Annotated in this window: 16 protein-coding genes; 8 read left to right on the plus strand and 8 right to left on the minus strand. The window is 64.4% G+C overall.

Annotated elements, in window-relative coordinates; all coding sequences use genetic code 11:
• On the plus strand, window positions 1-431 hold a 431-nt coding region (locus E5X34_RS16355), incomplete at its 5' end, for a PadR family transcriptional regulator (RefSeq protein WP_292566617.1).
• Between the two features lie 79 nt (window positions 432-510).
• Here the strand turns inward: E5X34_RS16355 and E5X34_RS16360 are convergent.
• Window positions 511-771, minus strand: a complete 261-nt coding sequence (locus tag E5X34_RS16360; RefSeq protein WP_292566620.1) for a YiaA/YiaB family inner membrane protein — start codon at window positions 769-771, stop codon at window positions 511-513.
• Between the two features lie 52 nt (window positions 772-823).
• Window positions 824-1,501: a PspA/IM30 family protein gene (locus E5X34_RS16365; RefSeq protein ID WP_292566623.1), complete on the minus strand. Its 678-nt coding sequence runs from the start codon at window positions 1,499-1,501 to the stop codon at window positions 824-826.
• A 172-nt stretch (window positions 1,502-1,673) separates the two neighbouring features.
• On the opposite strand from E5X34_RS16365, the gene E5X34_RS16370 reads away from it, so the two are divergent.
• Both E5X34_RS16370 and E5X34_RS16375 read left to right on the plus strand, forming a co-directional pair.
• The gene (locus E5X34_RS16370; protein WP_292566626.1) at window positions 1,674-2,315 is read left to right on the plus strand and encodes a TetR/AcrR family transcriptional regulator; all 642 of its coding nucleotides are present in this window, start codon (window positions 1,674-1,676) and stop codon (window positions 2,313-2,315) included.
• A 49-nt stretch (window positions 2,316-2,364) separates the two neighbouring features.
• The gene (locus E5X34_RS16375) at window positions 2,365-2,658 is read left to right on the plus strand and encodes an HlyU family transcriptional regulator (protein WP_042646993.1); all 294 of its coding nucleotides are present in this window, start codon (window positions 2,365-2,367) and stop codon (window positions 2,656-2,658) included.
• Window positions 2,659-2,696: 38 nt separating this feature from the next.
• On the opposite strand, the gene E5X34_RS16380 is transcribed toward E5X34_RS16375, so the two are convergent.
• From E5X34_RS16380 to E5X34_RS16395, 4 genes are read right to left on the minus strand one after another with little or no spacing between them, the layout of a single operon-like run.
• A complete protein-coding gene (locus E5X34_RS16380) occupies window positions 2,697-3,629 on the minus strand; it encodes a 3-keto-5-aminohexanoate cleavage protein (RefSeq protein WP_292566632.1) in 933 nt (310 codons plus the stop codon).
• Window positions 3,630-3,663: 34 nt separating this feature from the next.
• On the minus strand, window positions 3,664-4,494 hold the full coding sequence (locus E5X34_RS16385) for a carbohydrate ABC transporter permease (protein WP_292566635.1): 831 nt from the start codon (window positions 4,492-4,494) through the stop codon (window positions 3,664-3,666).
• Complete coding sequence (locus E5X34_RS16390; protein ID WP_292566638.1) at window positions 4,491-5,426, minus strand: sugar ABC transporter permease; 936 nt, start codon at window positions 5,424-5,426, stop codon at window positions 4,491-4,493. Before E5X34_RS16390 ends, E5X34_RS16385 begins: the two co-directional genes overlap by 4 nt.
• A gap of 1 nt (window position 5,427) precedes the next feature.
• Window positions 5,428-6,678 (minus strand): extracellular solute-binding protein, encoded by a 1,251-nt coding sequence (locus E5X34_RS16395; RefSeq protein WP_292566640.1) that lies wholly within the window; start codon window positions 6,676-6,678, stop codon window positions 5,428-5,430.
• Window positions 6,679-6,828: 150 nt separating this feature from the next.
• Between E5X34_RS16395 and E5X34_RS16400 the strand changes: the two genes are divergently transcribed.
• The 3 genes from E5X34_RS16400 to E5X34_RS16410 all read left to right on the plus strand — a co-directional run bounded on the left by E5X34_RS16400 (window position 6,829) and on the right by E5X34_RS16410 (window position 10,121).
• Window positions 6,829-7,746, plus strand: coding sequence for a BadF/BadG/BcrA/BcrD ATPase family protein (locus E5X34_RS16400; protein ID WP_292566643.1), 918 nt, complete (start codon window positions 6,829-6,831; stop codon window positions 7,744-7,746).
• A gap of 22 nt (window positions 7,747-7,768) precedes the next feature.
• Window positions 7,769-8,791 (plus strand): SIS domain-containing protein, encoded by a 1,023-nt coding sequence (locus tag E5X34_RS16405; protein ID WP_292566646.1) that lies wholly within the window; start codon window positions 7,769-7,771, stop codon window positions 8,789-8,791.
• Window positions 8,792-8,945: 154 nt separating this feature from the next.
• Window positions 8,946-10,121: an ROK family transcriptional regulator gene (locus tag E5X34_RS16410; protein WP_292566648.1), complete on the plus strand. Its 1,176-nt coding sequence runs from the start codon at window positions 8,946-8,948 to the stop codon at window positions 10,119-10,121.
• 77 nt (window positions 10,122-10,198) lie between these two features.
• Here E5X34_RS16410 and E5X34_RS16415 read toward each other — a convergent pair whose 3' ends face one another.
• On the minus strand, window positions 10,199-10,837 hold the full coding sequence (locus E5X34_RS16415; RefSeq protein ID WP_292566651.1) for an FMN-dependent NADH-azoreductase: 639 nt from the start codon (window positions 10,835-10,837) through the stop codon (window positions 10,199-10,201).
• A 114-nt stretch (window positions 10,838-10,951) separates the two neighbouring features.
• Between E5X34_RS16415 and E5X34_RS16420 the strand changes: the two genes are divergently transcribed.
• A complete protein-coding gene (locus E5X34_RS16420) occupies window positions 10,952-11,899 on the plus strand; it encodes a LysR family transcriptional regulator (RefSeq protein WP_292566943.1) in 948 nt (315 codons plus the stop codon).
• Here the strand turns inward: E5X34_RS16420 and E5X34_RS16425 are convergent.
• Window positions 11,841-12,467, minus strand: a complete 627-nt coding sequence (locus E5X34_RS16425) for a TetR/AcrR family transcriptional regulator (protein ID WP_292566654.1) — start codon at window positions 12,465-12,467, stop codon at window positions 11,841-11,843. The genes E5X34_RS16420 and E5X34_RS16425 overlap by 59 nt on opposite strands.
• Window positions 12,468-12,533: 66 nt before the next feature.
• Here E5X34_RS16425 and E5X34_RS16430 point away from each other — a divergent pair, with 66 nt between their 5' ends.
• A complete protein-coding gene (locus E5X34_RS16430) occupies window positions 12,534-12,959 on the plus strand; it encodes a VOC family protein (RefSeq protein WP_292566656.1) in 426 nt (141 codons plus the stop codon).
• Window positions 12,960-12,970 lie beyond the last annotated feature (11 nt).

Below are 12,970 nucleotides of genomic sequence, written 5' to 3' on the forward strand. Positions count from 1 at the left end.
TCAAGGCGCTGGAAGAGCGCACCAGCGGCGTCTACAGCCCGAGCCCGGGCGTGGTCTATCCGACGCTGACCTTCCTGGAAGAGGCGGGCTACGCGGTGTCGTCCAGCGAAGGCAACAAGAAGGTGTTTTCCATCACCGAGGCCGGCAGGACGCATCTCGACGAGAACCGCGAGATGATCGACGGCGTGCTCGACCATCTCGAGCGCTTCGGCCGCAAGATGGCCGCGGCGCGCGAGTGGTTCGGCTGGGGCGACGACAAGGACGAGGGGCGCCGCGGCCGTTCGGAAAAGCGCGACCAGTTCCGCGCGCTGCGACATCGTCTGCGCGCCGCGCTCGGCGACATCGCCGACGCGCCGGAAGACAAGCAGGCCGAGGCGATCAGCATCCTGGAAGACGCCGCCGAGGCGATCGAGGCGCTGGCGCGGCGCTAAGCCATTTTCATAAGAGCAGCCAAAAAGCCCGGAGCGATCCGGGCTTTTTGCATTCAGTCAGCGATTGATAGGGCAGGGACTATTCCTTGCCGACATATTCGCTGATCAGCTTCTCGTTGCGCGCCTTCTCGATCTTGGCCGTGGTCTCGGCCGCGATCCGCTCGTCGGTGCGGTATTTGACCAGGTTCACCAGGCTGCCGGTAAGCAGGAGGATGCCCATTGCCCAGTAGCCCTTGGTCGAGAGGTCGACCGGCGCCAGCCACAGAGACAGGCCGAGCATGAAATAGGCGGCGCCCACCGACACGGTGTTGAACAGGATATAGGTCTGGTTGCCGTTCATCGTCGTCTTCCTTTGGTTTGATCTGATTGATCTGACTGGGAAAATTGCGGGTTCAGTTCAGCGATTTCAGGCGTGCCAGAACATCCTCGGCGCGGACCTTGGTGGCCGGTCCGTGTCCTGCCTCTGCGAGGCGCTCACGGATCGCCTCGTGGCGCAGCTCGCCGTCGATCTCGTCGAGAATGCCGGCCTCCTCGAACGGGTCCGGGCTGTCCTTGATGCGGGCCAGCAGTTCCTCCGCGTCATTGATGCTCGCCGTGCGGCCGATCGATCGGTTGAGGCGCGACTGCGCCTTGCGTTCGGCATCGATCGCCCTGGCCGAGATCATGCCCTGGTTGAGGCCGATGATGCGGCGATGCGCCTGTTCGACGGACAGGCGCATCCGCAAGGTCTTCTCGCCCAGGCTCTTTACGGTGGCGCGGCGCACCTCGCGCTCGTTCTCGAGCTCCGCGATCGCAGAGGCGCCGCCTTCTGCAAGTGCTTGGTTGTTGGCCGAAAGCGCACTCAGCGTGCGGGTTTCCAGATCGGCGATGCGGCGGTCGAGCTGGTCGAGGCTGGTCTGCTCGGCACGCTGGCGCACGATCAGCGAGGCAAGCGTCTGCTTTGCGGCGGCGAGGCCCGCCTCCGCGTCGCGGATGCGCTGCGCCAGAAGGTCGATGGCGAAACGGTCCTTCAGATTGTCCTCGGCCCGGGCGCTGGCGCCGTCCAGCAATGTCTTGATCAGGCTAAGCATTTAAGTCTTCTCCCTGTTGATGTGAACGTTGTTCACGAAATCAACATACCAAGAAATGAACATTGTTCAAGAGCTATTTTGAACGCTGTTCATGAGGCGTCGAGCATGGTAAACGCAGGCAGACGGAATGAACGTGGCATGCCGGCCACCCGACAGAACGACAGGAAAGAGCATGGCGCTGGACAAGGAAGAAATGAGCGAGAAGGTGCTCGCCATCGCCGAGGCGCTGCTCAATGAGGGCGGCGCCGAGAACCTGAAAGCGCGCACCATCGCCGAGCAGGCCGGCATTTCGGTCGGATCGGTCTACAACCTCTTTGCCGATCTCGACGAGGTGCACCGGGCTGTCAACATGCGGCTGCTCGACCGGCTCGGCGCGACGGGCCTCGCGGCCATGGCCGATCTCGAAAGGCAAGGGGTAACCGATGTTCAGCACCGCATCCTGGCCATGGCGGCGGCCTATGTGCGCTTCGTAGAGGCGCATCCCGGGAGCTGGCCGGCCGTGCTTGCCTTCAATCGCCGCCGCGCGACGCGGCCGGGTCCGGATGCCTATGACGCGCTGCTTGATGCGCTCTTCGACATCGTCGCCGGCGTGCTCAAGGCAGGCGATTTCGGCCTCGACGACGGCCGCCGCGCGCTTGCGGCGCGAACCTTGTGGTCAAGCGTGCACGGCATCGTGACCAGCGGCTACGTTGCAAATTCCAACAGCAGGCAGACCGAGGAGATCTGGCATCAGATCGAGCTGCTGGTCGGCGTTTTCGTCAAGGGACTGGAACATGGCGGCGCATTCGCGCATGCTGAGACAAAGTCAGATTAAACAGGGCGCTGCTGGATCTTCGACGCCCGCGTGAATGGAGTTTCAAAAAATGTCTTTTCTGAAAAAGCTTTTCGGCGGCGGCAGCAGTGAGGCCACGGAGACCGGCAGCGCCAAGCCGGCCAAGCAGGTCGAGCACAAGGGCTTCCTGATCAGCGCGACGCCCTACAAGGCCGAGGGCCAATACCAGACATGCGGCGTCGTCTCGAAGGAAGTGGACGGCGTGCTGAAGGAGCACCGCTTCATCCGCGCCGACCGCTTCGCCGGTCTGGACGACGCCGTCGACATCTCGATCAAGAAGGGCATCCAGCTGGTCGACGAGCAGGGCGAGCGGATGTTCGGCTAGCTGCCGTAGCTTCGACTGCGCCGGCCAGCTTCTCTTGATCAGAACGAGACCTTGTCGCCGCCCTTGAGTTGCAGGATCTGGCGCGCCTCGTCGGGGGTGGCGATCGAGGCGCCGAGGCCTTCGATGATCTGGCGGACCTTGGTGACCTGTTCGGCGCTGGAGCGGGCGAGTTTGCCCTTGCTGATCCAGAGCGAATCCTCCAGGCCGACTCGCACATTGCCGCCGAGCGCGATCGCCTGCGTGGCGATCGGCAGCTGATGGCGGCCGGCGCCAAGCACCGACCAGTGATAGTCGTTGCCGAACAGGCGGTCGGCGGTGCGCTTCATGTGCGCGACATCCTCCGGATGCGTGCCGATGCCGCCGAGGATGCCGAACACGCTCTGGACGAAGAAGGGCGCCTTGACCAGGCCGCGCTCGACGAAATGCGCCAGCGTGTAGAGATGGCCGATGTCGTAGCACTCGATCTCGAAGCGCGTGCCGTTGTCGGCGCAGGTGCGCAATATGTGCTCGATGTCGCCGAAAGTGTTGCGGAAGATGCGGTCGCGCGAGGATTCGAGATAAGGCCGTTCCCAGTCGTGCCCGAAGGTCTTGAAGCGTTCCAGCATCGGGAACAGCGCGAAATTCATCGAGCCCATGTTGAGCGACGCGACCTCCGGCGCGAACACCTTCGCCGGCCTGACGCGCTCCTCCACGCTCATCGTCGCGGCACCCCCGGTGGTGATGTTGACGACGCAGTTGGAGCGCTGCTTGATGACCTGCAGGAACGGCGCGAAGGCCTCGGTCGACTGGTCGGGGCGGCCGTCGACCGGATTGCGGGCATGGAGGTGGACGATCGCTGCGCCCGCCTCGGCCGCCTCGATTGCCGCGGTGGCGATCTCCTCGGCCGTTACCGGCAGATGCGGCGACATCGACGGCGTGTGGATCGAGCCGGTGACCGCGCAGGTGATGATGATCTTGTTCTGGTTCGCCACTGATGATCCTCGATCTCTCGCTAGTTGACCGCGCCTATTTCACCGCGCCTTGCGTGATGCCGGAGATGAACTGCTTCGACAGCACGATATAGAGCAGCGTAATCGGTAGCGCCGCCAGTGTCAGCCCGGTGAACAGCACCCCCCAGTCGGTGGTGAATTCGCCGACGAACACGGTCAGCCCCTGCGGCAGTGTCTTCAAATTGTCGGAGGTGATCAGCACCAGCGGGAAGAAAAAGTCGTTCCAGATCGGCACCGCGTTCTGGATCGCCACGATGACCAGCGCCGGCCGCGCCAGCGGCAGCATGATCGACCACATGATGCGAAGCTCGCTGGCGCCATCCATGCGGGCGGATTCCTCCAGCTCGCGCGGCAAGGTGCGCAGGAAGCCGGTCATGATGAAGACGGCCGAGGGAATGCCCATCGCCACATAGACCAGCACCAGGCCGAGATAGCTGTCGACGAGGCCGAGCGTGTCCAATTGGATGAACAGCGGGATGATCGCCAGCTTCAAAGGCACCGTCATGCCGCTGAGGAAGAACATCAGCACCAGCGAGCTCAGCCGGAACCGGTAGCGGGCGATGGCGTAGCTGGCGAGCGTGCTGAACAGCAGGATCAGCGCGACGGAGGCGGCGGTGATGCCGACCGAATTCGCCAGGTAACGGACGAAATTGGTCTCGGTCCAGACCTTCTCCAGATTGGCGCTCGAGAAATGTGTCGGCAGCGAAAGCGGCGAGGAAAAGATCTCGGCATTGGTCTTGAATGACGAGGCCACCATGACGAACAGCGGATAGATCATGATCACGGCATTGCCCGCCAGCAAGAGCTGGATGGCGCCGTTCCTGATCGTCTCGCCGCGATCCCTCACTGCTCGATCTCGCGGCGGCGCAGGTAGCGCAAAGCGATTGCGGTGATGCCGGCGACGAAGACGAACATAAGCACCGCCAGCGCGCTGCCCTGGCCGAAATCCTGGATGCCGGTGGTCGTGCTGCCAAAGGCGGTGCGGTAGAAATAGAGACCGAGCACGTCGGTCGAGCCGCCCGGCGAACCGGTCAGGCCGGCCATGACATAGGGGATCTCGAACCAGTTGAAGCTGCCGATGAAGGTCAGGATGGTGACGATGGTGACGCTCGGCGCGATCAGCGGCCAGACGATCTTTGTCATCAGCGCGTAGTCGCCGGCGCCGTCGAGGCGCGCGGCCTCCAGCACGTCCTTGCTGATGCGCTGCATGCCGGCGAGCAGCACCAGCGTCGGGAAGCCGAGCCAGTGCCAGATGTTGGCGAACAGGATGCTGCCGAGCGCGGTATTTTCGTTACCCAGCCACGGCACCGCGCCGATGCCGACCAGGCCGAGCAACTGGTTCACCAGCCCGAACAGCGGATGCAGGAACAGCTTCCACAGAAAACCAACGATCACCGCCGACAGCACCACCGGCAGGAAGACGATGACCTGGTGGATGCGGTGTCCCGGCAGCGCCTTGAGCAGCGCAAAGGCGATCAGGAAGGCAGTGCCGTTCTCGAACAGCATCAGCGCCAGGAAGGCGATGACATTGTGCTTGAACGCATTCCAGGTCCAGTCGCTGTACGGCTTTTCGAACAGAACCTTGCGGAAGTTTTCAAGTCCAATGAAACCCGAAGGCCGCAAGCCGTTGAATTCATAGAAGGCGAAGCGGAAGGCCGACAAAAGCGGCCACAGCACGAACAGCACCATGACGAGCAGCGCCGGCGTCAGCAGGGCGGCAATCCAGAGCGACCGGCGCCACGCAAAGGGTTTCGCTGTGTGGCGCCAGCCTTCTGTCATCTCATTTGCCCTGGAACGGCTTGTACCATTTGGCGAGGCCGTCGGTGAGGTCGGCGGCAAGCTGGTCCGGCGTGATCGATCCCGACATCATCTTGGTGATGTCGCCCTGCAGCAGTTCCGATCCCGTCGGCTTTTCGAAGCGGAAATAGACGACATTGATATGCGGCATCGCCGTCTCGTTCAACTTGGCGACATGCGAGAGCAGCTCGTCCTTGATGACGACGCCCTTGATCGGCGAGATGTTGCCGAGAAGCGCCGAGAACTTGTCGCCGAACTCCTTGGTGCCCATCCAGTTGACCAGCTTGAGCGCCGCTTCCTTGTTGGCCGACTTGGAATTGACCGCGTAGCCGCCGTCGAAGAATTTCGTGGCCTGCGGCGTGTCGCCGGCTTTCGCCATCGGCGGGGCGACGAAGTCCATGTTGATGGCGGGGTTCTGCGACCGGTAAGTGGCGATGTCGAAGCTGCCGCCGGCGAGCATTGCCGCCTTGCCGCTCAGAAACAGCTGGCCGGCCGTCTCGTAGTCAATGCCTTCGAAGCCGTCGGGCATATAGGGGCGTAGCTCGAGCAGCTTGCCGAGCGCCGCGACATAGCGCGGATCCTTGAAGGTGGTCTTGCCGCTGGTCAGGTCGCTGACGAAGTCCTGGCCGAGGAATGGATTGGTGAAGATGGCCACGAACATTTCGTTGAACCAGCTGGTGCCCATGCCGTTGGCCAAGGGATAGATGCCCTTCTCCTTCAGCGCCTTGCTGACGGTGATGAACTCGTCCCAGGTGGTCGGCGGCGTCAGGCCGGCCTTGGCGAAGACGTCCTTGTTGATGAATAGGCCAAGCGTCTGCGAGGCGAAGGGCAGCGAATAGACCTTCTTGTCGGCGCGGTAAGTGCCGGACACCAGCGCATCCGCCGGCTGGTTGGCGAGCGAGGGAACCGTCGCCATGTCGAGCGGCTCGAAATAGCCGGCCTTCACGAACTGCTCGAGCCAGCCATAGGCGTGAGTGTGGATGACGTCGCCGCCCTTGCCGCCGGCCAATGCCGTCGAGACGATCGTCGGATAGTTCTCATCCGGGAAGGATTCGAACTTCACGTGGATGTCCGGATTGGCCTTGGTGAAGTCGGCGAAAAGCGCGTTATAGGCGGCCTTATCTTCCTGGCGCCAGGTCCAGAACGAGATGTCGGCGGCGTGCGCCAGACTTGTTGCACATCCCCATGCGAAAGAGGCGGCCGCGAGGGCCAGGCCGATCCTTCTCCTGCTCATCTTGCTGATCTCCCATTCAGCGCTTCATGCGCTTTGACGCGATTGATCAAATCATAGTTCTTGCCGTCTGGAAAGATAGTTTGTAAAGTTTCCTAACTAACGTGATTGCTTACATTGCGCGGCGCTTCGGCGGCGCGTCTGGCGAAGGGAATGCTCGTGGGTCAGAACCTGCTGGTCGGCGTAGATGTAGGCGGCACCAAGACGCGCATCCTGGGGCGTCGCGACGACACCGTGTTGTTCGACAAGACGGTTATCACCGACGAATGGCGGATCCGCCAGATGGAGGCCGACGCGCTGAAGCTCTCGGCCATCGTCATGGATCTGTGCGGCGCTTCGGCGCCGGCGGCGATAGCCATCGGCGCGCATGGCTGCGACACCGACGAGCAATGCCTGCGTTTCCAGGCGCTGCTATCGGCCAATCTGAAAACCAGCGTGCAGGTGGTCAACGATGCCGAGCTGATGGTGCCCGCCGCCGGCTATGATGACGGCATCGGCGTCGTGGCAGGCACCGGTTCGATCGCGGTCGCGCGCACGGTCGAGGGCAAGATGCTTGCCGCCGGCGGCTGGGGCTGGATCCTGGGCGACGAGGGGAGTGCTGCTGCCTTGGTGCGCGAAGCCGCCAAGGCGATCCGCCGCGCGCTCGACCGCGGCCAGGAGAGCGATCCGCTGATCGCCATGCTGATGCGCGAAATCGGAACCGACGACCAGACCAAGCTCGGCATATTGCTCAACGAGACGCGGGGCGCCGCGGCCTGGGGCCGCTACGCCAACGCCGTCTTCGATGCCGCGAACGCCGGTTCGCCGCTCGCTTCGCGCGTCATCGAGGAAGGCGGGGAGGGGCTCGCGGCGCTAGTGCAATTGCTGATCGAACGCGGCGCCAATGCGTCGCTGGTCGTCGCCGGCGGCGGCGTCATTGCCGAGCAGCCGATGCTGATGGAAGCTTTCGTCAGGGCGATGGCATCGGTGTCGCCAACGAGCCGCGTGGTCCTGCTGCGCGAGCCGCCGGTGATCGGCGCGGTGGCTTTGGCTGGGCGCCTTGTCGCGGGCAAGAAGCGCGGCAACGGCTGAGGGCGGATCAAGGAGCATTGACATGAAGCGCATCGGTTACCGCCCGGCGGTGTCACGCCAGGCCGAAAGCCTGGAAATCGGAAGACAGGCCGTGGCAAGGACGCTCGATATGCTCGACCTGTCCGGCTTTGCCGGCGGCGCGATCGGCTTTGCCGGCATTGGCGCCAGCTATCAGGCGGCGCTTGCCGGCGCCTTCTATCTGCGTCAGTTCGGCAGGCGGGGTTTCGCCTTCGTGCCGACCGAGCTCTATGGCCGGACGGATGCGGCAGCGGACGCCTTTGTTGCCCTGTCGGCTTCCGGCCAGAGCCGCGAAATCGCCGATGTGATGCTGGAGGCGAAAGCCTATCCGCGGCTTGCCATCTGCCGCGGCGCCGACAATCCGCTGGCCGACATCACCGGCGCGGTGATCGCCATGGACTCGGGCGCGGACAACGGCGCCAGTTCGACCGGCTACACGGGCACCCTGCTCGCGCTGGGCATGCTGGTCGACAAGATCGCCGGCGGCGGCTTCGACTGGACGCAATTGCCGCCGGCGGTCGAACGCCTGCTGGCCGATGGCTGGGAGAGCGCCGGCCGCGCGGCCAGGTTGTTGGCCGCGCGTGCGTCCATCGACATCGTTGGCGCCGGTATCGGCTTTGCCAATGCGGGCGAGGCGGCGATGCTGATACGCGAGGCGGTCCGGGTTCCTGCCTCAGGCTGGGACACGCTGAACTATCTGCACGGCCCGATGGAATCGCAGGACTCGGCCACCGGCGGCCTGATCGCCTTCGGCGAGCACCGCGAGGTCAAGATCGCGCAGGATGTCGCCGGCTTCGGCTGCCCCTCTGTGCTGATCACGCGACGGACCGATATCGCCGCCACCGAGAAGCTCGCCGTGATAGTCGTCCCGGCGCTGGGCAATGCGATCGCGGACGGCATCCTGGAGATCATCGCGCTGCAGATGGTCGTCGCGGACATGCAAGATGCGGCCGGGCTGACCGACATCACTTTCCGCTACCGGCAGACCGACACCAAGCTCAAGCCCTGGTCGCCGACGGAGCTTTAGTTCTTCTGGACGCCAGGCTTGTTCTGTCGGCAGGGCGCATTCGCGCAATCCGCCGAAACGCATCAGAATGGCAATTGTCGCGGTTTGATTCGTGCTATGCGAACCAGCGCGGCTGGCCGAGCGCCAAGAGGATGAAGGCGGAACGACGTCGCAGATGGCTCCATCCGAAATCCCAAGCCTGACAGAAAGCGCCCGCGCCGTGCTGCGCCTGCTGGCCTCGCAGGGCCCGGTGACCCGGCCGAAGCTCGGCTCGATGCTGGAACTCTCCAAGCCGACCATGTCGGCCGCGGTTTCCGAGCTCAGCGCGCTTGGCCTGGTCGCGTCGCGCGGGACCGAACGCGGCGCCATCGGGCGGACCGCCACCATCTATGGCATCGGCCCCGGCGCCGGCTATGTGATCGGCATCGATGTCGGCGCGGCACAGGTGCGCGCCGTCGCCTATTCGATGGATGCCCAGCCCCTGGCAACGGTGGAAGAGAGCATTCCGGACGGGGCGACCGCCGATGAGACCGGGGCAGTCATTCTTGCGGTGGCCAAATCGATCCCGGCCAAGGTCGGCAAGGCTTTTCGCACCTTACGCAGCATCGCGGTTGCGGTGCCGCGCATCGTCTCGCACAGCCGCCTCGGCAATGGCCAGAGCAACGGTCCGGACGCGGTGCTGCATACGCTCCGCCGCAACATCGATGTGCCGATCATCCTCGAAAACAACGTCAACTGCGCGGCGATCGCCGAAAGGCATTTCGGCGCCGCGCAGGGTCACGAGACCTTTGCCTTCCTGCAGGTCGGCGTTCGCGTCGGCCTGGGCCTGATCAATGAAGGCCGGCTCTATCGCGGCGCTGGCGGCGCGGCCGGCGAAGTCGGCCGCATGCCATTTCCGTGGTCGGCCAGCGACGTGCCTTATCGCGAGGGGCTTGAGCACTATCTCGGCTCACGGGCGCTTGTCGAGCGCAGCCGGCAGGCATGGCCGGCGCAAGAGGGGACCCCGCCGAACTCCGCCAAGGAGTTGTTCGCGCTGGCTCTCGCAGGATCGCGTCCGGCCGCCGAGGCGGTCTCGCGCCATGCCGCCGATATCGGCCGGCTCGCGGCCGGCTGTATCGGCATGCTCGATCCGGGCCTGATCGTGCTTGGCGGCGGCGTCGGCCGCAACGCGCTGATGACGGCGGAGGTCGAGCGGGTGGCCGGCGAACTGGCCTGGCCGACGCCGATCGCGGTCAGCACGCTGGAAGATGTCGGCACCGCGCTCGGTGCCATGAAGCTGGCGCTGGATTACAGCCTTGGACTGATCCTGCGCGAGGACCGCCACCCGGCGGTGGTGCTGCCGCCTCTGTAGGGTGGGAAATCGCCAGCCAAATGCAAAAGAGGCAGGCGCCGGTGGGCGCCTGCCTCTTTCATGTCCTGCATCGGCGATCAGGCAGCGGCGGCGGCCTGATTGGCATTGGCGGCAGCGATCGCGTCGACCTTGGCGGTGGCCTTGGCGAGCGCGGCGGTCACGGCATCGGCGCCCATGCCGACGCCCTCGACGCGGATCACTTCAACGTCGGTCATGCCGAGGAAGCCAAGCACGCTGCGCAGATAGGGGACTGCATGGTCCATCTGCACCGCGGCGCCTTCCGAATAGATGCCGCCGGAAGCGAGCACGATGTAGACCTTCTTGCCGGCGACGAGGCCCTTCGGACCGTTCTCGCCGTAAGCGAAGGTCTTGCCGGAGCGGGCAACGTGGTCGACCCAAGACTTCAACGTCGAGGAGATGTTGAAGTTGATGAAGCCGGTGGCGAGGATGATCGTGTCGGCGGCGAAGACCTCGTCGAGCACGGCGTCGGAAACGCCCACGACCTCGGCCTGGCGCGGCGTGCGGGCTTCGGCCGGCGTGTAGATGCCGGTGGCGTAATCAGGGTCGATATGTGGCAGCGGATTGGCGACCAGATCGCGCACGACAAGCGTGCTGGTCGGATCGGCGGCAACAAGCTTCCGGGCGAGATCGGTGGCGACGCGGGTCGAGTGCGAAGCGGCGCCACGCGGGCTGGAGGTAACGAGAAGAATAGACATGGCGGTGTCCCTTGGGGTTGGATTGAAACTTTCCACGCCAATATGGGATTGCTGCTCCATCAGGATAACTGGTATAATATGTATACAATCCATCAACAAAATGGATGCATAGCCATCCAGCCGAACCCGACATTGGACCAACTCCAGATCCTGGTGGCAGTCGCCGATACCGGCAGCTTCTCGGCAGCAGGGCGCAAGCTCAACCGGGCGCAGTCGGTGGTGAGCTACGGCATCGCCAATCTCGAAGCGCAGCTTGGGCTGAAGCTGTTCGAGCGCGAAGGCGTGCGCGAGCCGCAGCTGACCGATGTCGGCAAGGCGATGCTGGAGGATGCGCGGCGCATGATCGGCGTGCTGCAGCGCATCCGCTCGCGCGCCGACGGCTACCGGCAAGGGCTGGAAGCGGAAGTGGCGATATCGGTCGACGTGACGCTGCCTTCACCGGCGCTGGTGCGCGTGCTCAAGGCCTTCGAGGCGCAGTTCCCGGCGGTCATGCTGCGGCTTTATATCGGCTCGCTCGGCCTGATCGTAGACCAGGTCGTCAACGGCCAGGTGGATCTCGGCTTCGGCGGCCTGCAAGGCGATGCCGACGTCAATCTGCTGCGCATCGGCTTCACCTCCCTGGTGCCTGCGGCGGCGCCCGAACATCCATTGGCCAAACTGCCGAAGCCGGTCGGTGTCGAGGACCTGCGCGAGCATATCCAGCTTGTCGTCACCGACCAGTCGGAGCGGACGCGCGGGCGAGACTATGGCGTTTTTGCCTATCGCACCTGGCGGCTGACCGATATGCGCACCAAGCATGCGCTGATGCGCGAGGGCCTCGGCTGGGGCGGCCTGCCGCGCTGGCTGATCGCCGACGATCTAGCCAGCGGCCGATTGGTGGAGCTCGATCTGGAGCCCTATCGCGAGGTGCGCTCGCCGCTCTACGCCATGCACCGCAACGATCGCAGCCCCAAGCCGGCGGCGACTTGGCTTATCGACGAGTTCAGGCGCCAGCTGGGCTGCTTCAACGAGATGGAGCCGGGCGTGTGGACGGAGGAGGAACCGGAGACAAGCCGTCCATGAGCGCGATCAGCACCGCGCGATAATCCTCGGCAGGCGCGCCGGCCTCGATGGCCAGAGCCGCCCGGTCGAAGGCGGCGGCGAGCAGGGCGGTCAGCGCCTCGGCCGGCAATCTGGTCAGCTGCTGCGCCCGCATCGCGGCGACCAAGCCTTCGCGCAGCGAGCGGTTGCCGTGGCGGTTGTCGATCTCGTCCATGGCGGCGCGGCCGAGCACGGCCGGTCCGTCGAGCAGCAGAAGCCGCGTGCGGCCGGGCGCCCGCATTGCCTCGAGATAGGCGTCCGATCCGGCGATCAGCGCGTCGCGCGCGGAGAGCGACGGCGGTGAGGCATGATCGATCTCGGCCGCCACGGCCGCCGCTTCCTGTTCCACGACCGCGGCGAACAGGGCCTGCTTGTCGGCGAAATGATGATAGAGCGCGCCGCGCGTCACGCCGGCCTCGGCGACAATCTCCGGCGTGCCGGTCTCGGCATAGGATTTTTCCGTGAACAGCTTTCGCGCCGCGCGGATCAGATCGGCGCGCGTCGCCTCGGTGCGGTCGCGGTTGGAGCGGCGTCCGGACTGTTGTTGCATACATACAGCCTGTATGTTATTTTCACTTACATACAGACTGTATGTTGGATGCGAGGAGAAGGAAAGATGAAGACGACCAGCTATTATCCGGTGCTGATGACGGGCGATGTCGAAGGCACGGCGGCCTTTTATGTCGAGCATTTCCGCTTCAAGCCGCTCTTCCAAAGCGACTGGTATGTGCATCTGCAATCGGCTGAGGACAGGCGCGTCAATCTAGGCGTCGTGCAAGGGGATCATGAGACGATCCCGGAGGAGGGGCGCGGACGAACGTCAGGCCTGCTGATCAACTTCGAGGTGCGCGATCCCGACGCCGTCTATGAGCGTGCCGTCGCTGCCGGCCTGCCGATCCTGCGCAGCTTGCGCGACGAGCCGTTCGGCCAGCGCCATTTCATCACCAGGGACCCCAATGGTGTCCTGATCGACGTCGTCAAGCCGATCCCGCCAAGTGAGGAATTTTTGGCGCAATATGCCGAGGGGATGGCGGGAAGCTAAGCCAGCGAGGC

This window comes from Mesorhizobium sp. (genome assembly GCF_004963255.1).
Taxonomy (GTDB): Bacteria; Pseudomonadota; Alphaproteobacteria; order Rhizobiales; family Rhizobiaceae; genus Mesorhizobium.